The sequence below is a fragment of the Streptomyces pratensis genome (assembly GCF_016804005.1).
In the GTDB taxonomy this organism is placed as follows: Bacteria; Actinomycetota; Actinomycetes; order Streptomycetales; family Streptomycetaceae; genus Streptomyces; species Streptomyces pratensis_A.
Genome location: NZ_CP051486.1, coordinates 665708 through 686204, shown reverse-complemented (window position 1 = coordinate 686204; position 20497 = coordinate 665708). Strand labels below are relative to the sequence as shown.

Genomic DNA, 20497 nt, shown 5'->3' with positions numbered 1-20497 from the left:
GCTCAGTTGGCGTTGAGGAGCTTCAGCTCGGGGTGCGCGGTGCCGCCCGCGATCGCCGTCGAGGAGATGTGCGAGACGACGCGCTCGTCGACGGGGTCGTTCGCCGGGTCGTCGTGGACGACGAGGTGCTCGTAGGTCGTGGCGCGCTGGGCGGGGACACGGCCCGCCTTGCGGATCAGGTCGATGATCTCGAGCCGGTTCGAGCGGTGCTTGGCGCCGGCCGAGGAGACGACGTTCTCCTCCAGCATGATCGAGCCGAGGTCGTCCGCGCCGTAGTGCAGGGACAGCTGGCCGACCTCCTTGCCGGTGGTCAGCCAGGAGCCCTGGATGTGGGCGACGTTGTCGAGGAAGAGCCGGGCGATGGCGATCATCCGCAGGTACTCGAAGAGCGTGGCCTGCGTCCGCCCCTTCAGCTTGTTGTTCTCCGGCTGGTAGGTGTAGGGGATGAAGGCGCGGAAGCCGCCCGTACGGTCCTGGACGTCGCGGATCATCCGCAGGTGCTCGATGCGTTCGGCGTTGGTCTCGCCGGTGCCCATCAGCATGGTGGAGGTGGACTCGACGCCGAGGCCGTGCGCGATCTCCATGATCTCCAGCCAGCGCTCGCCGGACTCCTTGAGCGGGGCGATCGCCGTACGCGGCCGGGCGGGCAGCAGTTCGGCGCCGGCGCCGGCGAAGGAGTCGAGACCGGCGGCGTGGATGCGTTCGATCGCCTCCTTCGCGGAGACGCCCGAGATGCGGGCCATGTGCTCGATCTCGGAGGCACCGAGCGAGTGGATGACCAGCTGCGGGAACGCCTTCTTGATCGCGGAGAAGTGCTCCTCGTAGTACTCGACGCCGTAGTCCGGGTGGTGGCCGCCCTGGAACATGATCTGGGTGCCGCCGAGCTCGACGGTCTCCGCGCAGCGGCGCAGGATGTCGTCGATGTCGCGGGTCCAGCCCTTGCCGGTGTCCTTGGGCGGGGCGTAGAACGCGCAGAACTTGCAGGCGGTGACGCAGACGTTGGTGTAGTTGATGTTGCGCTCGATGATGTACGTCGCGATGTGCTCCGTACCGGCGTAACGGCGGCGGCGCACGGCGTCGGCCGCGGCCCCCAGCGCGTGCAGCGGTGCCGACCTGTAGAGGTCGAGCGCCTCCTCCGGGGAGATCCGCCCGCCTTCGGCGGCGCGGTCGAGGACGGGCTGAAGGTCGGCCTTCTCGGTCACCGGGCTGTCACCTTTCGGCGGTTCTTCTGCGGTTCCACGGACCGATCCAGCCTACGCCAGCCCCTTCCGGGGTCAGCCGTCGGACCGGGCGAGCGTGCCCTTGGGCGTGCCCGCGGCCTCCTCGTGGGACTCGTAGAGCATGGTGCCGTCGGAGGCGAGGGTGAAGACCAGGTCGGCCTCGCCGCCGGTGCACAAGGCGCCGGTGCGGGCGTCGGGGTCGGCGCGCTCCCGGACCTTCAGCGCTGTGGCCGTGCCGGAGACGAGTGTGCCGACGCCCTTGCAGACGACGGTCGTCCCGAGCGCGTCGAACCGGTACGACAGCCGGACCACCTCCTCCCCCTTCTTCCCCTCGACGAACACGGCGGTGACCGTGCCGTGCGGCGCGCCGCTGCGTTCGGTCGCGGAGCCCTTCCAGGTGCCGGCGAACGCCTTGGGCAGCGAGCTCACCGGTGTGGAGGCCGAGGCCGGAGGGGAGGTCTGCGCGGTGTCCGACGGGGTCTGCGTGCGGCCGGACGCCAGGGGCTGCGCGGCGTCGTTGCCGTGGCCGTTGCCGCCGCTGCCCGTGAAGAGGTCGCCCAGGGACGCGACACCGACGGTGACCACTGCGAGCGCGCCGGCCACGGCCAGCGCGACGGTGCAGCTGACGCGGCGCCCGCGGCGCGGACCGGACCGTGGGCCGCCGGTGTCCATGGTGACGGCGACACGGGCGCCGGCTCCCCCCTGCCCCGACGTGTCCGCGGACGGCGGCTCCGCGGGCGGGGGCGGCAGCGGCGGACCGAAGGCGCCGAGCGCCGCGCTTCCCAGCGACGCGTTGCTGAACGGCACCGGCCCGGACTGCACCGGCGCGTCCTGCGGCTCCAGGTCCAGCAGGGCCACCGCCGACCGGCTGACCTCGCGCACCAGCGGGCCCGGCAGCCAGCCGGGCGCCACCAGCGCGGCGGCACCGCCCGGCGCGAGCCTGCGGGCGAGTTCGGCGGGGGTGGGCCGGTCGGTGGGCTCCTTGGCGAGGCAGGCTGCGACCAGCTCCCGCAGTTCGCCCTCCAGGTCCCCGAGTTCGGGTTCCTCGTGCACCACCTTGTAGAGGAGTACGGCGGAGGAGTCACCGGGAAATGGCGCGGTGCCGGTCGCCGCGTAGGCGAGTACCGCACCGAGGGAGAAGACGTCGGCCGCGCCGGAGATGTCCAGGCCCCGGATCTGTTCCGGCGCCATGTAGCCGGGCGAGCCGACGGAGACACCGGTGGAGGTGAGGGAGACCGTGGCGCCGAGGGCCCGGGCGATGCCGAAGTCGATCAGCCGGGGGCCGTCGAGGGCGAGCAGGACGTTGGACGGCTTGACGTCCCGGTGGATCAGGCCGTGCGCGTGCACGGCGTCGAGGGCCTCGCCGAGCCCGGCACCGAGGGTCCGCACCCCGTACTCGGGCAGCGGGCCGTGGCGGGTGACGGCGTCGGAGAGCGGCGGGCCGGCCACGTAGCCGGTGGCCACCCACGGCACGGCCGCGTCGGGGTCGGCGTCGAGGACCGGGGCCGTCCACTGCGCACCGAGGCGCCGCGCGGCGTCCACCTCACGACGGAATCGCGCGCGGAACTGCTCGTCGAGGGCGAAGTGCGGGTGGACCACCTTGACCGCGACCGTCCGCCCGCCCGCGCTGCGGCCCAGGTAGACCCGGCCCATCCCGCCGGCACCGAGCCTGCCGAGCAGCCGGTAGGCGCCGATGGTGTGCGGTTCGCCGGCTTCCAGCGGCTGCATACGGTCTCCCCCTGTGGTCCCCGGGACTCGGACGGCAGCCTAGGCGGCGCGGGTCGCACGGTCACACAAGCCCCTTACGCCGATTTCGCCCCTATAGGCACGAAGCAGGGATTTCGCCACCCGGAAAGGCGCGAATACGCCGTTCCGCCTCCGAGAGGACCCACCGTAGGGAAACGTGAAGGCGTCCCGGGAGACACCGGCAATTCACCGCGCGGCCGCGAAGAGAGGCCCCTCGGCGGAACTCCGGACACGCGATCCCTTTCGAGGGGGCGGAATGTCTGGGCCTCGCGCCGGAAAGAAAGGGCTTCCCGGGGAAGGAGGCCCCGGGAAGGTACGGGATTCACCTTTCCCGCACCATTCCCGTACAGGGCTTCAGCCTCCGAGCAGTTCGATGTTCACGTCCGCCGGGTAGCCCGTCGTCGGGCCGGTCCGCCGGGCGAACTCGCGCACGCCGGCGAGCTGGTCCGGGCCGAAGCGGAAGTCCAGGGTGGTGAAGTAGCGTTCCAGCACCTCGGCGTCGAAGGCCTCCCAGCGCGCCGCCTGCTCGGCCACCTTGGTGACCTCCTCCAGCGAGAGGTCACGGGAAGCCAGGAACGCCTCGTGCACCTTCTCCACGTATTCGGGGTGCGTGGCCAGGTAGTCCTTGCGTGCCGCCCAGACCGCGAAGACGAACGGGAGCCCCGTCCACTCCTTCCACATCTGACCCAGGTCGTGGACCTGCAGCCCGAGCCTGGGGGCGTCGTGCAGGTTCGCGCGGAGGGCGGCGTCGCCGATCAGGACGGCCGCGTCGGCCTCCTGCATCATCAGGCCGAGGTCCGGCGGGCAGGTGTAGTAGTCGGGTGCGACGCCGTAGCGCTCGGCGAGCAGCAGCTGGGCCAGCCGCACGGAGGTGCGTGAGGTCGAGCCGAGGGCCACCCGGGCCCCGTCCAGCTGCTCCAGGGGGAGCTGCGACACGATCACGCACGACATGACGGGGCCGTCGCAGCCGACGGCGATGTCGGGGAGGGCGACCAGCTCGTCGGCGTTGCGCAGGTACTCGACCAGGGTGACGGGACCGATGTCCAGGTCCCCCCTGACCAGCTGCTCACTGAGTCTTTCCGGGGTGTCCTTCGAGAGCTCCAGGTCGAGCAGGGTTCCGGTCCGTGCCAGGCCCCAGTAGAGGGGGAGGCAGTTCAGGAACTGGATGTGGCCGACGCGCGGCCTGCTGCGACGGTCGTCGCCTTCTACGGGAGAGACGGTTGAATTGTCCACATCGCGAGGCTAGACCTGCCCTTGCCGGCCGGCATCATCGGGGCCGCGTGCCGGCCTCGCCGGGGTGCTCCGACCGGCCCGTGGGGCTTTGTCCGTCAGCTCTCCGGAGGCCCGACCAAACATCCGGGTGAAGTGATCTTTCCCTCTACCGCTCCCCACAGACTGCGTGCTAGGCTCGCCGCAAGTTGCAGTTTGGTTTCCCTTGCAGTACAGAGCCTGCGGAGCATGTAACCCGCAGGCTTTTGTAGTTTTCAGACTTGTTTGCAGGTTCTGGAGCAGGGCAACCCTTTGGCCCAAGGAGGGCTTATGGCTACCGGAACCGTCAAGTGGTTCAACGCTGAAAAGGGCTTCGGCTTCATCGCCCAGGACGGCGGCGGCCCGGATGTCTTCGTCCACTACTCCGCGATCAACGCGTCCGGGTTCCGCTCCCTCGAGGAGAACCAGGTCGTGAACTTCGACGTCACTCAGGGACCCAAGGGTCCGCAGGCTGAGAACGTCACCCCGGCCTAGTTGCCCGGGTCGGCCGATCGCGGCCGAGTGAGCAGTACCCAAGGAGCCCCGCTCCCCCGCTTCGGCGGAGGAACGGGGCTCCTGCCTCTTCACCCACGACTGCGGCACCAGGACGGCGGCACCCCCACGGCTACGGAAGTCCGGTGGCGGCCACGACTGCCTCCCCCCCTCCGGCGCCCCACCCGGCACATCGCCGCGCGTCCTGCCCGTGCCCTCGCCCCCGATCATTGTCGAGGGCCTGTGCAGAGCATCACCCGATGCTGACGAGTCCGCCCATTACAAGGCAGACTGTTGACCGCGATACCAGCGGTACGGAACAGAGCGGGATCAGCGGCACCGGCGGGGCGAGCAGGACTGGGGGCATCATGGACCGCGACAACGGACCTGGCGTGCGCGTTCCGGAGCAACGCGCTCCGCGGGAACGGGCGGCCGGCGCCGAACTGCGCTTCACCGTGCTCGGTCCGGTACGCGCCTGGCGCGGCAGCGAGCTCCTGCCGTCCGGGTCCCCGCAGCAACGGGCCCTGCTGGCGGCGCTGCTCCTGCGCTACGGCCGCACGGCCACCGCCGCCGAACTCATCGACGCACTCTGGGGAGACGACCCCCCGTCCCAGGCGCTGGCCACGGTCCGGACGTACGCGTCCCGGCTCCGCAAGATCCTCGGCCAGGACACCCTGGTCAGCGAGTCCGGAGGCTACGCCGTCCGGATCTCCCGCGAGGCACTCGACCTGACGCTCGCTCAGGACCTGGCCTCCGAGGCGGAGAAGGCCCGCGGCGGTGGGGACCGCTGCCAGGCCCGAACGCTGATCAACAAGCTGCTCGGACTCTGGGACGGCGAGGCACTGGCCTCACTGCCCGGACCGTACGCGGAGAACCAGCGCACCAGTCTGGAGGAGTGGCGCCTCCAGCTCACCGAGACCCGGCTGGACCTGGACCTGGAGGTCGGCTGCCACGCGGAGGCGGTCTCCGAACTGACCGCGCTCACCGCGGCGCACCCCTTGCGTGAGCGGCTGCGCGAGCTGCTGATGATCGCCCTCTACCGCAGCGGCCGGCAGGCCGAGGCCCTCGCGGTGTACGCCGACACCCGTCGCCTGCTCGCGGAGGAACTGGGCGTCGATCCGCGTCCCGAGCTCGCCCAGCTCCAGCAGCGGATCCTCCAGGCCGACGAGGAGCTGGCCCGCCCGGGCGACGAGCCGGCGCCGGCTTCCGCCCCGGTCCGCCCGGCCCAGCTCCCGGCCACCGTCCCGGACTTCACGGGCCGCGCCTCGTTCGTGCGCGAACTGGGCAACCGGCTCTCCACCTCCGAGGGCTCCGTGATGGCCGTCTCCGCGCTCGCCGGTATCGGCGGCGTCGGGAAGACGACCCTCGCCGTGCACGTCGCCCACCAGGCGCGCCCGCACTTCCCGGACGGCCAGCTGTACGTCGACCTCCAGGGCGCGGGCGCCAGGGCCGCCGAACCCGAGACGGTCCTCGGCGCGTTCCTCCGCGCGCTGGGTACCGCCGACTCCGCGATCCCCGACTCCCTGGACGAGCGGGCCGCCCTCTACCGCTCCACCCTCGACGGCCGACGCATCCTGGTCCTGCTGGACAACGCCCATGACGCGGCACAGATCCGTCCCCTGCTCCCCGGCACCGAGGGCTGCGCCGCGCTGGTCACCAGCCGCGTCCGCATGGTCGACCTGGCCGGCGCGCACCTGGTGGACCTGGACGTGATGTCCCCCGAGGAGGCGCTGCAGCTCTTCACCCGCATCGTCGGCGACGAACGCGTCCGCTCGGAGCGCGAGGCGGCCCTGGACGTGGTGGCCGCGTGCGGCTTCCTGCCGCTGGCCATCCGCATCGCGGCCTCCCGGCTGGCCGCCCGTCGCACCTGGACGGTGTCGGTGCTGGCCGCGAAGCTGGCCGACGAACGCCGCCGCCTCGACGAACTCCAGGCGGGCGACCTCGCGGTGAAGGCCACCTTCGAGCTCGGCTACGGCCAGCTGGAGCCGGCCCAGGCCCGCGCCTTCCGCCTCCTCGGCCTGGCGGACGGACCGGACATCTCCCTCGCCGCGGCGGCCGCCCTCCTGAACCTGGACCCCCACACGGCGGAGGACCTCCTGGAGTCACTGGTCGACACCAGCCTCCTGGAATCGGCGGCCCCGGGCCGCTACCGCTACCACGACCTGGTCCGCCTCTACGCGCGTGCGTGCGCCGAACGCGACGAACAGCCGTCGGCCCAGAGGGAGCTGGCGCTGTCACGGCTGCTGGACTTCTACCTGGCGACGGCGGCGGGGGTGTACGCGCTGGAGCGGCCGGGGGACCGGACGGTCGAGCACCTGGATGCCGCCGAACACCCCGGCCTCGACTTCGCCGAGCACAGGACGGCGCTGGACTGGCTCTACACCGAGGCGAGTTCGATACTCGCGTGCGCTCAGCAGGCCGCCGCCTCAGGACAGGTCCGCCGCAGCGTCGATCTCATGCTGGCCGCCAAGGATCTCGCGGAGTCGGGTGCCAACTCCCGCCAGTTCGAGTCGGCGGCCACCGCGGTGCGGGACGCCGCCGTGGCCGCCCGTGACCCGCGCTCCGAAGCCCGCGCACGCACGACGCTCGCCCAGGTGCACAGCATGGCCGGCCGTTTCCGGCAGGCCGAGGACGAAGCACGACGCGCCATGCTGCTGGCACCGGCGGTCGACGACGTCTGGACGAACTGCAACGCCCCGAACGAACTCGGGATCATCGCTGGTTACCAGAACCGGCCCGCCGAGGCGGAGCCACTCCTTCAGCAGACCATCGCGGCGTTCCGGGCCGACGGGAACCAGCCCGGCGAGGCGAGCGCCCTGTGCAACCTCTCGCGTATCCACCTCGCCATCGGCCGCACCGACAGCGCGGTGCGGCTCGCCGGCCAAGGGGTCGCGCTCTACAACCGCTTGGGGCTCACCCTGCGCCTGGCCAACGGCCGGTACGCACTCGGACTCGCGCTGGCACGCGCGGGCCGTCAGGACGAAGCCCAGCAGAGGCTGCAGGAGGCGCTCGACGTCTTCCGGGAAAGCCGTCAGCGGTTGTGGGAGGGCATGACGCTCTTCCGGCTGGCCGAAGTCCATCTCGACGCCCGGCGCCCCGGGGAGGCCGCCGCTCTGTCCGAGCAGGCCCTGGCGGTCCTCCTGCACATAGGCGGTGAGTGGCGTCGCGCCAACGTCCTGACCGTGCTGGGCAAGGCCCTTGAGCGGATCGGGCAGGTGGACCGGGCGAAGGTGTGCTGGCACGAGGCCCTGTCCACCCTCGAACAGCTGAAAGCACCCGAGGCCGACGCCGTCCGTCTCCTGCTGTCGCCGGCCTCCACGCCCAACGGCCGCTGACAGCACGTTCATCGTTCGTTTATCGCAGCCCTGCATTGTGATTGCTGTCGGAGCGTCGCGTCGGGGGGCAGACGATTCGGCCGTCGGACCGCGCACTAAGGTGAACGGCTCTGAACAGCCCGTCCGGCAGTCCACGGGGGAACAGCCGGACGGGCTTTGCCGCCTGTCCATGCACCGGGAGATGGAGTTCACGACATGAGCGACGCCAAGAAGATCGAGGTCCCCAAGGCGGGCACCGCTGGGGACGTCAAGCCGACTGACAGCCACATGACCGGCGAGCCCGTGGCCAAGCCCGCGGACAGCCACATGACCGGCGAGCCCGAGATCGCGACGCTGGACAGCCACATGACCGGTGGCGACCCGCGCTAGTCCTACAGAAGACGGGGGGAGCGGCCGCGGCGGCGCGGAGGGGGAGCCGTCGCGGCCGCTGCACGTCCGCGTCCGGCACACCTGATCGCGGGTGACACCCCGGTCACCACGCGGGCACCGCGCCCACGTCAGTAGCGCGCCTCCGCCGCGACCTGGCAGCGCTTCACACGGGAGACCAGCCGGGGGCTGTCCATGGGGACGGAGATGACCTTGGACTCGCCGGCGCCGAGCTCGACCTCCAGCTCACCCGTGTCGACCGTCAGACCCTTGGCGTCGACGAACGTCACGTCCACTTCGTACAGATGCGTGGTCGTCGCGGTCGAGCGGATCTCGATCGACGAGGAGGTCCACGCCTTGCGCTTGCCCTTCTTGGGCTGGGCGCATCGGATGACGCGCAGACCGGGGGCGTCCGACGCGGTCGCCTCGGGGGTGGCCGACTCGTAGGTGGAGCCGCCGGACGAGCTCGACGAGCTGTCGTAGTCGTCGTCGTGGTCACGGTAGCCGCTGTTGCTCTTCTTGGAGTTGGAGCAGCCACCTCCCCCGGACCCACCGCTGCTCTTCCCGCTCCTGCCGCCGTGGCTGGACGTGGAGAATCCGGTGAGCGCGAGCACCACCACGACCAGTACCGCCGCGAACCTGACCTGTCGCCGCATCATCGATGCAGCCCCCCTAGCTGTTGTCGGCATCCTCGGCCGCCGCACGACCGCGCGACACCGTAACGCACAGCATTCCGGGCGCTGCCCCATGGTCGCGTCATGACCCTGTCACGATCTCGTACTGGTCTCCGATGGCAGGGGGGATCGGCCCGGCGTAGCGTCGTTGCGGGGAGCGGTGCGCACAGCCGTGCGCCAAGGCCCGGGAGGCTGTCGATGATCCGCAATGTCCTCGGCTCCGTCGTCGCCCTCGTGGGAGCGGCGGCGGCCGTGCAGAGCCCCTTCCACAGCTGGTACGACGACCGCCTGGGGCGGGACTACCGCATCCAGGACCTGTTCGACGGCATCAGCCAGGTCTCGTCGTCCGTGATGGGGTCGATCCTGCTGCCGTTCCTCTTCGCCGCGCTGGTGACCCTCGTGGGCATCGTGTTCCGCTCGCGCTGGGTGGTGGCCCTCGCGGGGCTGATCGTGATCGGCTTCACCGTGCTGTGGATGGTCAGGCAGGGGCAGGCAGCGAACGGCCTGACGGTCGACGGCGGCGGCTCCGGGCTCCGCTGGGGCGTGGCGCAGGCGCTGGCGGGCGGCGTCCTGCTCCTGCTGGGCGCGCTGCTGATGTCGGGGCGGCAGCGGGCGGCGCGGACGAGGCGCACCGCCGAGCCCTTTCCCGTGCCGCCGGACGACCGTCCGGACACCTGGCCGCCCACGCAGGAACCGGGTCCGGCCGCGCAGACGTCCCCCGGGCCGGAGCCCGAGGCCGATCCGTACACCGGGCCGGGCCGGCACCGGGCGTCCCCGGCCCAGGACGAGAACACCCGCGGGTACCCGGCCCAGGACGAGGACACCGCCCCGTACCCGGTCCAGGACGGGGACGGCCACCCCGCGCCGGGGCAGCAGCACGACCGGGACCGGTACCACCCGCCCCACCCCTGAGGGCTCAGGTCAAAACCCGCCCCACCCCTTGAGGGCTCAGGTCCTGGCCCTGTTCCCCGTCCCCGTGCCCTTCAGCGCGTCCAGGGCGTACACGCAGCGGTCCTTGCTGCACGCGTACACGACGCCCGCCTGCGCCACCGGGGAGCCCGTGATCTCGCCGCCCGTGGCCAGCTTCCAGCGGAGCTGCCCGCCTGCCGCGTCCAGGGTGTAGAGAACGTGGTCCGCCGACCCGAAGTGGACCCGGCCGTCCGCGACCACCGGCGCGCCGACCACCTCGCCGCCCGCGGCGAAGCGCCACTTCGGCGTACCGGTCACCGCGTCCAGGGTGTACAGGGCGCTGCCGCTGCCGACGTGCACGTTGCCCGACGCGACCAGCACGGGCTCGATGGACTGCCTGGCCTCCGTCGCGATCCGCCAGCGGTCCTTGCCCGTGGAGGCGTCCAGGGCGTACACGGTGCCCAGGTAGTCGGCGAGGTAGACCCCGCCGCCGGTGACCGCGGGCCCCGGCGCGAAGGCGGGCGGGGAGAGGAAGACCGCCGGTGACTCGAAGTGCCAGCGCACCCGGCCCGTGGCGGTGTCCACGGCAAGCACCCGGGTCCCCGCCGAGACGTACACGGAGCCGTCGGCGGCGGGGGTCACCCGGACCGGCACCCCGCCGCAGGAGGCGGCGTCGCCGATGGGGTACGACCACCGCTCCGTGCCGGTGCGCGCGTCGACGGCCCGCAGCCGGGCGTCCTGCCACAGGAAGACCGTGCCGTCGTGGATGACGGGGCCGGCCTCCGGGGTCTCGAAGTCCGTCTGGACTCCCCCGGTCTCCCACAGCTTCTCACCGCCGGCCGCCTCCCACGCCTGTACGCCGCCGCCTCGCGTCCCGGTCAGGACGGTGCCCCGGTCGGCCTTGAGCGAGTACACCCAGGCATCGGTCCGGTGCCGCCACCGCTCGGCGCCCGTCGCCGCGTCCAGCGCGTAGAGGGACGGACCGTCCGAGGCGTGGATCCGGCCGCCGTCGACAGCCATCGACCAGGCCACGTCGCGCGTCTTGAACTGCCGGCGCCCGTTGCCCACGTCCAGGGCGTGGACCTCGAAGGACGTCACGTACAGCAGATCGCCGACCACGACGGGCGTGCCCCACACGTCGTTCGACATGCGGAAACGCCACGGTCGCCAGCGTTCCGGCGCGGCGGGCGCCGCGTCCGGGGCCTGAGCGGGCGCGGGTACCGGCGCGGTCGGAACCGCCGCGGTCTGCCCGCCGGGCGCGCGCACCCAGCCGGTGGCCGGGTCGGCATGGGCGGCGGCGGGGCCGCGTACGTCCACGGGACGCGGCCCCGGGCCGATCGGCACCTTGGCGTTGGGCAGCCGCACGGGACCGCCGTCAGGGGCGGACGCGGACACCGGCGCGGGGGCGGGGGCGGGCGCGGTCCGCAGGTCACCGCCGCCGCGCCACGCCCCGTCCGGGCCGGCGGCCGGCGGCGGCTGCGACGGGGGCGGAGGCACGGCCACGGGGGCCGGTGCGACGGCGAAGGTACGGCCGCCGCCGCGGCGCTGCTCGATCATCGCCGTGGCGACGGTCGGCAGCCAGGCCGACGCCGTGCCGCTGTCGTCGCTGCCGGAGGCGAACAGGTGCGGGGCCAGCTGGGACTGCAGGTCCGCCGGGCTGGGCCGCCGGGTCGGGTCCATCTGCATGCAGGACTCGATGAGCGGGCGGAGGTCGTCGGGCAGCCCCTCCGTGTCGGGGCCCTCCCGCAACAGCATGAACACGGTCTCGACCGGATTCGCCCCGTGGAAGGGCGCGTGCCCCGTCGCCGCGAAGACCAGCGTCGAGCCGAGCGAGAAGATGTCGCTGGCGCCCGTCACGCTGCGCGAGTCGCGCGCCTGCTCCGGGGACATGTAGGCGGGCGTGCCCACCGCGACGTTGGTCATGGTCAGCCGGGTGTTGGACACGCCGGACGCGATACCGAAGTCGATCACCCGGGGCCCGTCCTCGACGACCAGGACGTTGGACGGTTTCATGTCGCGGTGGACGAGGCCCGCACCGTGGATCGACTGCAGTGCCTCGGCGATCCCGGCGGCAAGCCACCGCACGGCCTGCGTCGGCATCGGCCCGCACTCACTCACTATCTCCTCGAGGGAGGGAGCGGGGACGTAGGCGGTTGCCAGCCAGGGCACGGCCGCCCTCGGGTCGGCGTCGACCACGGCGGCGGTGTAGAAACCGCTGACCGCGCGAGCGGCCTCCACCTCACGCGTGAAACGGACCCGGAACAGCTGGTCCTCGGCCAGTTCCGTGCGGACCGTCTTGATCGCCACCCGTCGGCCCGACGCCGACCTCGCCAGATAGACCAGCCCCATGCCGCCGGCCCCGAGCCGTCCCAGCACCTCGAACGGGCCGATCCGCCTCGGGTCATGCTGCGTCAGCTGCTCCACTTGCCTGCCACCTCCCCGTACGGACCTCAAGAACAGAAGCCCGCGAATTCCCGCCCTGTGCAGCGTCTCACCACTGGGCACCACTTGGCGGTGCGCACCCTGATTCTTCCTGTCCCGGGCCCTGGTTGCGAACCCGGGGGCGAGTCGGGGTGTTGTGTGGCACTCCATCCCTTTCAGGACACCTGCGGGACGGCTACGGCAACAGCTCGGTCGGCTGGAGTACGGCGAAAGCCGCACCCTGGTCGTCCTGGAGGACCGCCGTCCGCCCGTACGGGATGTCCTGGGACGGGGACTTGATCCGGCCACCGAGGTGTACGGCGGTCTCCACGGCGCGGTCGCAGTCGGCGACGGCGAAGTAGTTCAGGAAGTAGCTGGGCAGCATCGCGGGGATCGCCTCCTCGATGACCGCGCGCCCGCCGACCGCGGTGTCCTCGCCCGGCTCGGTCCCGGCGGGGGACCACATGCGGAAGGGCTCAGCCGTGCCGTCGTCGCCCGGCAGCTCGATGTCGGTCCCCTGGAATCCGAGGACCGCCTCGTAGAAGGCGTCCACACGCTCGGGCTGCCGGGTGTGGACCTCGGTCCAGCAGAAGGCACCGGGCGCGTTCCGCTTCTCGAAGCCGGCGCGCTCACCGGCCTGCCACAGGCCGAAGACAGCACCGCCGGGGTCGGCGGCCTGCGCGAGGACCCCGGCCCCGCCCGCGCGTACCGGATCGGTGATCACCTGCCCGCCCGCCTTCCTGATCAGGGCGACGGTGGCGAGGATGTCGTCGGTCGAGAAGTAGACGCCCCAGGTCGTGGGCATGCGGCCGTCCTGCTTGGCGGCCAGCGCGGCAACCAGTTCGCCGTCGCTGTACGCATCGGCGAAGGGCATGCCGTCACCCGCGTGGAAGGTCCAGCCGAGGAGCCCTCCGTAGAAGCGCTTGCCCGCCTCGAGGTCGGAGAGCTGCACATCCACCCAGCACGGCGCGGACTGCGCGAATGCGGCCATGGCCCGGTCCTTCCGTCGCTGTGAGGTCGCGGAGGCCGGGCAGGCGCCTCGACGATGCCGCGGCGGTGGCACCGTGGATCACTGTGGACCGCGACCGGGGCAGCCGTGACGCCCGTCACATCCAACGTAACGTCAGGGGCCCCATGGCGCGCCCCGAGGGCCCGAATAGAACCTTTGCCCGAATCGTGAAGGTCCAGCGACCCGCGTGGACGCGGGTTGTCCACCGAAGTTATCCACAGGCTGTTGATAACAACATCGCACCAGGAGGCCTCATGTGCGGGGAGAAGAGCAATTCCATAAACGCCTTCGCCCCGTGGAAAAGCGGATCAGCACCACCGGGAATTGCGCCGTACACCCCGCCCGCACTGAGGCGTTCCCCATTTGCAGTCGGCCAGATAGCGCCCGGATCACCCCTCGGTAAGCTGACGGCATGACAGGACAAGTACGCACCGTCGACGGCCGCGTGGCTGGTCGGCGAGGTCAGGCGACGCGGCAGAAGCTGCTCGACTGCCTCAGCGAGATGCTCAGCTCCTCGCCGTACCGGGACGTCAAAGTCATCGACGTGGCCCGGAAGGCGGGGACTTCACCCGCGACTTTCTACCAGTATTTCCCCGATGTCGAGGGCGCGGTTCTCGAACTCGCGGAAGAAATGGCCAAGGAAGGTACCGGACTGACCGAACTGGTCGGCGGCCGCTCCTGGGTCGGCAAGGCAGGCTGGCAGTCCTCCGAGGAACTCGTCGAGGGATTCCTCGACTTCTGGCGGCGTCACGACGCGATCCTGCGTGTCGTCGATCTCGGCGCGGCCGAGGGTGACAAGCGGTTCTACAAGATCCGTATGAAGGTCCTGAACTCGGTCACCAGCTCCCTGACGGACGCGGTCAAGGAACTCCAGTCCAAGGGCAAGGTCGACAAGGACGTCAGCCCCGCCGCGGTGGCCGGCTCCCTGGTGGTCATGCTGGCGGGGGTCGCCTCCCACCAGAAGGGCTTCACCACCTGGGGCGTGAAGCAAGCCGAACTCCGCCCGAACTTGGCCCTGTTGGTCCACCTCGGCATCACCGGCAAGAAGCCGTCCAGGTAGGCGCCGACCGCGCTCCCCCGCACGCGCCGGGCGCCGCACCCTCCGTCGCTCCCCACGTCCTGTCTCACCGGCGGCGGACCACCCCCGTGGTCCGCCCTCGGCGTTTCCGCACCTGCGCGGAACGCTGTGGAATGGACCCATGAGCGATGCACAGAAGGACTTCCGCGACCTGCTCCACGCGCAGCGCGTCTGGGACGTACCCCTCCCCGTCTTCGACCCGTCCGCAGCACCCGCCGCTCCCCTCCCCCTCTTCCACACCTGGTTCGCCGAGGCGGTGGCCGCCGGGCAGACGGAACCGCACACCATGACCCTGGCGACCGCGGACGCCGACGGCCGGCCCGACGTGCGCACGCTGATGCTGCACGACGCCGACGAGCGCGGCTGGCACTTCGCCACCCACGCCACCAGTGCGAAGGGCCGCCAGCTCGCCGCCCGGCCGTACGCCGCGCTCGGCTTCTACTGGCCCGCCCAGGGCCGCCAGGTGCGCGTACGGGGTACCGCGGTCCCCGCGAGCCGCGAGGAGAGCCGGGCCGATCTGCGGGCCAGGTCCACCGGCGCGCTGGCCGCCGCACTGACCGGGTCGCAGAGCGAGGTGCTGCCCGCACACGCGGACCTCGTACGGGCCTCCGAGGCGGCCTGGGAGCGCGCGCGGGCGGAGCCCGACACCGAGGCGGAGACCTGGACGCGCTACGTGGTCGAGCCGCGGGAGGTGGAGTTCTTCCAGGGGGACGGCCGGCGGCGGCACGTGCGGCTCCGCTACCGCCGGGACGGTGCGGGCTGGACCCGCGAGCTCCTCTGGCCCTGAACCCCCTTTCACACTGTTTCCGCCGGAAAGGAGCACTATGGGAGTCAGGTGAGCTGCTGGAGGCACCCATGGCACGAACCCGTTCCCGTTACGCCCCGGACCGCGGCCTGACCACCCGCATGGTGAGCACGATGTTCTTCATCGGGCTGCTGTACGTGGTCCTGGTGGGTGTGCTGCTGGCCGTCCTGCGCGGGGCCTGGCCCATCATCCTGGTGGTCACGGGCGGGATGTTCATCGCCCAGTTCTGGTTCAGCGACCGCATCGCGGCGTACGGCATGGGCGCACGGGAGGTCACCCCGCAGGAGGCACCGGAGCTGCACGGGGCGATCGACCGGATCTGCGCCCTCGCCGACATGTCAAAGCCCCGGGTGGCCGTCGCGCAGAGCGACGTGCCGAACGCCTTCGCGACCGGCCGCAGCGAGAAGACCGCCCTGGTGTGCGCCACGACCGGGCTGCTGCGCAGACTGGAGCCCGAGGAACTCGAAGGCGTCCTGGCCCACGAGATGTCGCACGTCGCGCACCGCGATGTGGCCGTGATGACGATCGCGTCGTTCCTCGGGGTCCTCGCCGGCATCGTCACCCGGGTGGCCCTGTGGGGCGGCTTCGCCCGCAACAGCCGGGGCAACGACCCCGCAGGCGTCATCGTCATGCTCATCCCGCTGATCAGCGCGGTCGTGTACGCCCTGAGCTTCCTGCTGACCCGGCTGCTCTCCCGCTACCGCGAGCTGTCCGCCGACCGTACGGCCGCACTCCTCACCGGCCGCCCGTCCGCGCTCGCCTCCGCCCTGACCAAGGTCAGCGGCCAGATGGCCAGGATCCCGACGGAGGACCTGCGGAAGGCGGAGCCGTACAACGCGTTCTACTTCGTGCCCGCCTTCGCCGCCAAGGAGAGCCTGGGCCGGCTGCTCTCCTCGCACCCGACCCTCGAACAGCGCCTGGACCAGCTGGCGCGCATCTCCGCCGGCCTGTCCCGCCCGTAAGGAGCTTCCGTGGGCCTGCTCGACAGCATCCTGGGGCGCAGGAAACCGGTCCGCCCCGACCTCGACCAGCTCTTCGCCGTGCCGTCCGCCGCGCTGACGCTCCAGGCGGGCACCGGTTTCACGCCGACGGGACTCGGTTCGGTGTGCTTCGCGGGGGTGGAGGGCGGCACGTTCGCCCGCATCCGGCAGGACGTACGCGAGTTGCTCGACGCGGACACGGAACGGGGCGGCATCCCGGTCGAGTTCGGCCGGGACACCTACGGGTACACGTGGCTGCTCGCCCGACAGGAACCCGGCGACACGGCCGCCCTGGTCAACGACCTGCACGCGGTCAACACCCTGCTCCAGGACGGCGGCTTCGGCCCGCATCTGCTGTGCTCGATGATCGGGTTCCGGAATCCGGAGGGGCGCCCGCTGGCGCTGGTCTACCTCTACAAGCGGGGCACCTTCTATCCGTTCGCCCCCGCTCCGGGCGGCGGCGAGAAGCGGGACAACCAGCTGGAGCTACAGGTGAGGGCCGTGCTCGGCGACGACCTCCGGGTGGAGGGCGACCTCTCACGCTGGTTCCCGGTGTGGGGCGCGCCCGGCCTCTGAGGCGACGGGGGCTCCGGCCGGGGGTCGTCACGCGGCCCGTGATCATTTCGCAACCGATTCCCACCCGAACCGGGACCCATCATGTCCATGTCCCATTACGCTCCGAACCATGCCCGAAAGCACCCCCGTTCCCGGTGAAGCCCTTCCCGCCTCCGTCGACCGCACCGACGGCCGGCCGGTCTATGTGATCGGTGGCGGCCCGGGCGGCCTCGCCACCGCCGCGGCCCTGCGGGAACAGGGCGTACGGGCGGTGGTGCTGGAGAAGTCCGACCGCGTGGGGTCTTCCTGGCGGCGCCACTACGACCGGCTGCACCTCCACACGACCCGCCGCTGGTCCGCCCTGCCCGGGCTGGCGATGCCCCGCGGGTTCGGGCGCTGGGTGTCGCGTGACGACATGGTGCGCTACCTGGACAAGTACGCCGAGCACCACGAGCTGGAGGTGGTGACGGGCGTCGAGGTCTCCCGGATCGACCGGACCGGCGACGGGGGATGGCAGCTGAGCGCGACGGGCGGCCGGGTGCTGACCGGGCGGGCGGTGGTGGTGGCCACCGGCTTCAACCACACCCCGAGGATCCCCGTGTGGCCCGGCCGCGAGGGCTTCACCGGCGAACTGGTCCACGCGGCGGATTACCGCAGCCCGGCCCCGTACGCCGGCAGGGACGTCCTCGTCGCCGGCATCGGCAACACCGGCGCGGAGATAGCCGTGGACCTGATCGAGGGCGGCGCTTCCCGGGTGCGGATCGCGGTCCGCACGACCCCGCACATCGTGCGCCGCTCGACGGCGGGCTGGCCGGCCCAGGCGACCGCCGTCATGGTCCGCAGGCTGCCGGTCCGTCTCGTCGACGCGGCAGGCCGTCTGATGTGCCGCGTCTCCGTCCCCGACCTCGCGGCACAGGGGCTCCCCCGCCCGGACACCGGCCTGTACTCCCGGGTCAGGGAGGGCTCGATCCCCGTCCAGGACGTCGGGCTGATCAGCGCGGTGAAGAGCGGCCGGGTGGTGCCCGTGGCAGCGGTCGAGTCCTTCGACGCGGACGCCGTGGTGCTTGCCGACGGAACGCGGATCACCCCGGACGCGGTCGTCGCGGCGACCGGCTACGAACGCGCCCTGGAGGGCCTGGCCGGCCACCTCGGCGTACTGGACCACAGGGGCCGCCCCGTGGTGCACGGCGCCCGGACCCCGGACGGGGCGCCAGGCCTCTACTTCACCGGCTTCACCAACCCGATCAGCGGCATGCTCCGCGAAATCGCCCTGGACGCACGGAAGATAGCCGCCCGTCTCGCGAAGGCGGGCTGACGGGCGGGACCACGGGCCTCATCCGGCCGCCTGCTTGACGAGGATCCGGACGTCCCCGGCGTCCGGATCGCCGAACAGGGCGTACAGCTCCAGCCGTTCGTCGGTGCCGCCCACCGTCCACGTCCCGAGCGGGCAGTCCTCTCCGACGACATCGAATTCGACCGTCCCTCCGGTGGCGCCGTCCGTGGGAACGTAACGCCACGTCCCCGTGCCGTCGCAACTGCCCTCCTGTTCCCAGCCTTCGTACGGAACCCCCGAGAACACAGCCCCGCCGCCCTCCTGGAGGCGGACCTCGGCCCCTCCCTCCTCGCTCGTCCAGACACCGGGCATGGCCTCCTGCGCGGGGTGCGGGGCCTCGTAGGCGCCGACGGCTCCGGTGGCGAGCGCGACCCCGCAGGCCACCACGGCGGTCACGGCGAGCAGGAACCCGGCGGGCAGCACCCGGAACCACACATCGCCCCTGCTGTACGGCCTCCCCCGCCGCCGCTCACCCCTGTGGAACCACGCGACGCCCAGCAGCGGCAGGACGACACTCGCCGATACCGAGGCCCAGGAGTACAGGTACGGGGCACCGGCCGCGGCGAGCGCTGCCGCGTACACCGCGCCGAGCGCGAGGACGCATCCGCACTGCCACTGCCACAGCGCCCCGTTCGCACGGCGGGCGGCCGCCCGCGCCAGGAGGTCGGCCGGCATCGTCATGACGAAGGTGTGCACCGCCCCGAGGAACAGCAGGAGAGGTGGAGCGAACACGAGGAGGCACAGGAGCCCGAGCGGCGCCCCGGGCGGTCTCCCGTACTCGTCGGTCCGGCCGAACTGCACGACCATGAAACCGGCGAGCAGGGCCCCCGTCTGCGCGGCACACACCAGCATGCCCGCGGTGCCGTCGGACCCTGTCCCCTCGGGGGACCCCGTTTTCCGCATACGCCCCACCCCGTCCGCCGAAGAAGGGCACCGTAGCGGCCTGTCCAGGGCGTCGGTCAGGCGGGGCCGGACAAGGTCTTCGGCCGGTCCGTCTGTCCGCGGCGGATCACCAGGGCCATCAGGGCAGCCGTCGCGCACAGGGCGCCCGAGGCGTACCAGACCACGTCGTACGACCCGGTCACGTCCCGGGCCACCCCGCCGAGGAACGCCACCAGGGCGGCCCCCACCTGGTGCGAGGCCAGGACCCATCCGAAGACGATCGCGCTGTCCTCGCCGTACTGCTCCCGGCACAGGGCGAGGGTCGGCGGAACCGTGGCGACCCAGTCCAGTCCGTAGAAGACGATGAAGAAGACCATCGACGGCTGCACCGTCGGGGCCATCAGCATCGGCAGGAACAACAGCGAGACCCCGCGCAGCGCGTAGTAGACGGCGAGCAGTCTGCGGGCGTCGAAGCGGTCCGTGAGCCAGCCGCTGAAGATCGTGCCGATGATGTCGAAGACACCGATGACGGCCAGCAGTGACGCCGCCGCCGTGATCTCCATGCCGTGGTCATGGGCCGAGGGCACGAAGTGGGTGCGGATCAGGCCGTTCGTGGAGGCGCCACAGATCGCGAACGAGCCTGCCAGCAGCCAGAACGGGCCCGTGCGGGCCGCGTCGAACAGGACGCGCACCGTGCGGCTCGCGGCGCCCGTCACCGGTGCCGGCTTCTCCACGTACGCGCCGCCGTACGGGGCGAGGCCCACGTCGGCCGGGTGGTCCCGCATCAGGAGCCAGACGAACGGGACGACGACGAGCGCCGCCAGCGCGACCGTCACCGTGGCCGGCCGCCAGCCGTGCTCGTCGACGATCCAGGCACACAGCGGCAGGAAGACCAGCTGCCCGGACGCCCCGGCCGCCGTCAGGATCCCGGTGACCAGGCCGCGGCGGGCGACGAACCAGCGGTTGGTGACGGTCGCCGAGAACGCCATGGCCATCGAGCCGGTGCCCAGGCCGACGAGGAGGCCCCAGTAGAGCATCAGCTGCCAGACCTCGGTCATCCAGTAGCTCGCCAGCGCCCCGGCCGCGACCGCGCTGAGCGCGACGACCACGACCCGGCGGATCCCGAACCGGTCCATCAGCGCCGCGGCGAAGGGCGCGGTCAGGCCGTACAGCGCCATGTCGAGGGAGACCGCGAGACCGATCTCGCCGTACGTCCAGCCGAATTTCGCGTTGAGGGGCTCGATGAGGAGGCCGGGCAGGGAGTTGAAGGCCGCGCCGCCGATGATCGTCACGAAGGTGACGGCGGCGACGATCCACGCACGGTGTATCCGCGGACGGGAGCGGCGGCGGGGAGCGCTCTCGATCGTCGCGCTGTCGGTTGTCTGGGTCACGCCGATCAGCATCCGTCCGGCGGCAGCCCCCGGACGAGTGGCTGGACAGACAC

Annotated in this window: 17 protein-coding genes; 9 read left to right on the top strand and 8 right to left on the bottom strand. The window is 71.9% G+C overall.

All coding sequences use genetic code 11. The features are described from left to right. Nucleotides 1-2 precede the first annotated feature (2 nt). The 3 genes from mqnC to HED23_RS02995 form a co-directional block, all read right to left on the bottom strand. Nucleotides 3-1202, bottom strand: a complete 1200-nt coding sequence (mqnC, locus tag HED23_RS03005; RefSeq protein ID WP_203181892.1) for a cyclic dehypoxanthinyl futalosine synthase — start codon at nucleotides 1200-1202, stop codon at nucleotides 3-5. A gap of 72 nt (nucleotides 1203-1274) precedes the next feature. Then, nucleotides 1275-2948, bottom strand: a complete 1674-nt coding sequence (locus HED23_RS03000; RefSeq protein ID WP_203181891.1) for a serine/threonine-protein kinase — start codon at nucleotides 2946-2948, stop codon at nucleotides 1275-1277. 372 nt (nucleotides 2949-3320) lie between these two features. Further along, nucleotides 3321-4199: a menaquinone biosynthetic enzyme MqnA/MqnD family protein gene (locus HED23_RS02995; protein ID WP_203181890.1), complete on the bottom strand. Its 879-nt coding sequence runs from the start codon at nucleotides 4197-4199 to the stop codon at nucleotides 3321-3323. 306 nt (nucleotides 4200-4505) lie between these two features. On the opposite strand from HED23_RS02995, the gene HED23_RS02990 reads away from it, so the two are divergent. The 3 genes from HED23_RS02990 to HED23_RS02980 all read left to right on the top strand — a co-directional run bounded on the left by HED23_RS02990 (nucleotide 4506) and on the right by HED23_RS02980 (nucleotide 8410). Continuing rightward, nucleotides 4506-4709 carry a cold-shock protein gene (locus HED23_RS02990; protein WP_003967102.1) on the top strand — a complete coding sequence of 68 codons (204 nt, stop codon included), beginning with the start codon at nucleotides 4506-4508 and terminating at the stop codon, nucleotides 4707-4709. A 365-nt stretch (nucleotides 4710-5074) separates the two neighbouring features. Next, nucleotides 5075-8041, top strand: a complete 2967-nt coding sequence (locus HED23_RS02985; RefSeq protein ID WP_203181889.1) for an AfsR/SARP family transcriptional regulator — start codon at nucleotides 5075-5077, stop codon at nucleotides 8039-8041. Nucleotides 8042-8236: 195 nt separating this feature from the next. Beyond that, a complete protein-coding gene (locus HED23_RS02980) occupies nucleotides 8237-8410 on the top strand; it encodes a hypothetical protein (protein WP_203181888.1) in 174 nt (57 codons plus the stop codon). Between the two features lie 128 nt (nucleotides 8411-8538). Here HED23_RS02980 and HED23_RS02975 read toward each other — a convergent pair whose 3' ends face one another. Next, nucleotides 8539-9066 carry a hypothetical protein gene (locus tag HED23_RS02975; protein ID WP_203181887.1) on the bottom strand — a complete coding sequence of 176 codons (528 nt, stop codon included), beginning with the start codon at nucleotides 9064-9066 and terminating at the stop codon, nucleotides 8539-8541. A 213-nt stretch (nucleotides 9067-9279) separates the two neighbouring features. Between HED23_RS02975 and HED23_RS02970 the strand changes: the two genes are divergently transcribed. Beyond that, nucleotides 9280-9993, top strand: coding sequence for a hypothetical protein (locus tag HED23_RS02970; RefSeq protein WP_203181886.1), 714 nt, complete (start codon nucleotides 9280-9282; stop codon nucleotides 9991-9993). Nucleotides 9994-10029: 36 nt separating this feature from the next. Here HED23_RS02970 and HED23_RS02965 read toward each other — a convergent pair whose 3' ends face one another. Both HED23_RS02965 and HED23_RS02960 read right to left on the bottom strand, forming a co-directional pair. Beyond that, entirely contained in the window at nucleotides 10030-12414 is a 2385-nt protein-coding gene (locus tag HED23_RS02965) for a PQQ-binding-like beta-propeller repeat protein (RefSeq protein ID WP_203181885.1), read from the bottom strand. Nucleotides 12415-12607: 193 nt separating this feature from the next. Then, nucleotides 12608-13402, bottom strand: coding sequence for a VOC family protein (locus tag HED23_RS02960; RefSeq protein ID WP_203181884.1), 795 nt, complete (start codon nucleotides 13400-13402; stop codon nucleotides 12608-12610). A gap of 430 nt (nucleotides 13403-13832) precedes the next feature. On the opposite strand from HED23_RS02960, the gene HED23_RS02955 reads away from it, so the two are divergent. The 5 genes from HED23_RS02955 to HED23_RS02935 all read left to right on the top strand — a co-directional run bounded on the left by HED23_RS02955 (nucleotide 13833) and on the right by HED23_RS02935 (nucleotide 18153). Then, nucleotides 13833-14480: a TetR family transcriptional regulator gene (locus HED23_RS02955; protein WP_203181883.1), complete on the top strand. Its 648-nt coding sequence runs from the start codon at nucleotides 13833-13835 to the stop codon at nucleotides 14478-14480. 139 nt (nucleotides 14481-14619) lie between these two features. Next, on the top strand, nucleotides 14620-15285 hold the full coding sequence (locus HED23_RS02950; protein WP_203181882.1) for a pyridoxine/pyridoxamine 5'-phosphate oxidase: 666 nt from the start codon (nucleotides 14620-14622) through the stop codon (nucleotides 15283-15285). A gap of 68 nt (nucleotides 15286-15353) precedes the next feature. Continuing rightward, nucleotides 15354-16265 carry a zinc metalloprotease HtpX gene (htpX, locus tag HED23_RS02945; protein ID WP_203181881.1) on the top strand — a complete coding sequence of 304 codons (912 nt, stop codon included), beginning with the start codon at nucleotides 15354-15356 and terminating at the stop codon, nucleotides 16263-16265. A 9-nt stretch (nucleotides 16266-16274) separates the two neighbouring features. Continuing rightward, complete coding sequence (gene pspAB / locus HED23_RS02940) at nucleotides 16275-16859, top strand: PspA-associated protein PspAB (RefSeq protein ID WP_203181880.1); 585 nt, start codon at nucleotides 16275-16277, stop codon at nucleotides 16857-16859. 109 nt (nucleotides 16860-16968) lie between these two features. Continuing rightward, entirely contained in the window at nucleotides 16969-18153 is a 1185-nt protein-coding gene (locus HED23_RS02935; RefSeq protein ID WP_203181879.1) for a flavin-containing monooxygenase, read from the top strand. An 18-nt stretch (nucleotides 18154-18171) separates the two neighbouring features. Here the strand turns inward: HED23_RS02935 and HED23_RS02930 are convergent, their stop codons facing one another. Together HED23_RS02930 and HED23_RS02925 are read right to left on the bottom strand one after the other, a co-directional pair. After that, complete coding sequence (locus tag HED23_RS02930) at nucleotides 18172-19074, bottom strand: hypothetical protein (protein WP_203181878.1); 903 nt, start codon at nucleotides 19072-19074, stop codon at nucleotides 18172-18174. A 56-nt stretch (nucleotides 19075-19130) separates the two neighbouring features. Further along, nucleotides 19131-20456: an MFS transporter gene (locus HED23_RS02925; RefSeq protein ID WP_203181877.1), complete on the bottom strand. Its 1326-nt coding sequence runs from the start codon at nucleotides 20454-20456 to the stop codon at nucleotides 19131-19133. Nucleotides 20457-20497 lie beyond the last annotated feature (41 nt).

Excerpts from the sequence above, each read along its gene's own strand:
- HED23_RS03000 (WP_203181891.1), bottom strand. The coding sequence starts at position 2,948 with ATGCAGCCGCTGGAAGCCGGCGAACCGCACACCATCGGCGCCTACCGG.
- HED23_RS02990 (WP_003967102.1), top strand. The coding sequence starts at position 4,506 with ATGGCTACCGGAACCGTCAAGTGGTTCAACGCTGAAAAGGGCTTCGGC.
- HED23_RS02985 (WP_203181889.1), top strand. The coding sequence starts at position 5,075 with ATGGACCGCGACAACGGACCTGGCGTGCGCGTTCCGGAGCAACGCGCT.
- HED23_RS02980 (WP_203181888.1), top strand. The coding sequence starts at position 8,237 with ATGAGCGACGCCAAGAAGATCGAGGTCCCCAAGGCGGGCACCGCTGGG.
- HED23_RS02975 (WP_203181887.1), bottom strand. The coding sequence starts at position 9,066 with ATGATGCGGCGACAGGTCAGGTTCGCGGCGGTACTGGTCGTGGTGGTG.
- HED23_RS02970 (WP_203181886.1), top strand. The coding sequence starts at position 9,280 with ATGATCCGCAATGTCCTCGGCTCCGTCGTCGCCCTCGTGGGAGCGGCG.
- HED23_RS02960 (WP_203181884.1), bottom strand. The coding sequence starts at position 13,402 with ATGGCCGCATTCGCGCAGTCCGCGCCGTGCTGGGTGGATGTGCAGCTC.
- HED23_RS02955 (WP_203181883.1), top strand. The coding sequence starts at position 13,833 with ATGACAGGACAAGTACGCACCGTCGACGGCCGCGTGGCTGGTCGGCGA.
- HED23_RS02950 (WP_203181882.1), top strand. The coding sequence starts at position 14,620 with ATGAGCGATGCACAGAAGGACTTCCGCGACCTGCTCCACGCGCAGCGC.
- htpX (WP_203181881.1), top strand. The coding sequence starts at position 15,354 with ATGGCACGAACCCGTTCCCGTTACGCCCCGGACCGCGGCCTGACCACC.
- HED23_RS02935 (WP_203181879.1), top strand. The coding sequence starts at position 16,969 with ATGCCCGAAAGCACCCCCGTTCCCGGTGAAGCCCTTCCCGCCTCCGTC.
- HED23_RS02930 (WP_203181878.1), bottom strand. The coding sequence starts at position 19,074 with ATGCGGAAAACGGGGTCCCCCGAGGGGACAGGGTCCGACGGCACCGCG.
- HED23_RS02925 (WP_203181877.1), bottom strand. The coding sequence starts at position 20,456 with ATGCTGATCGGCGTGACCCAGACAACCGACAGCGCGACGATCGAGAGC.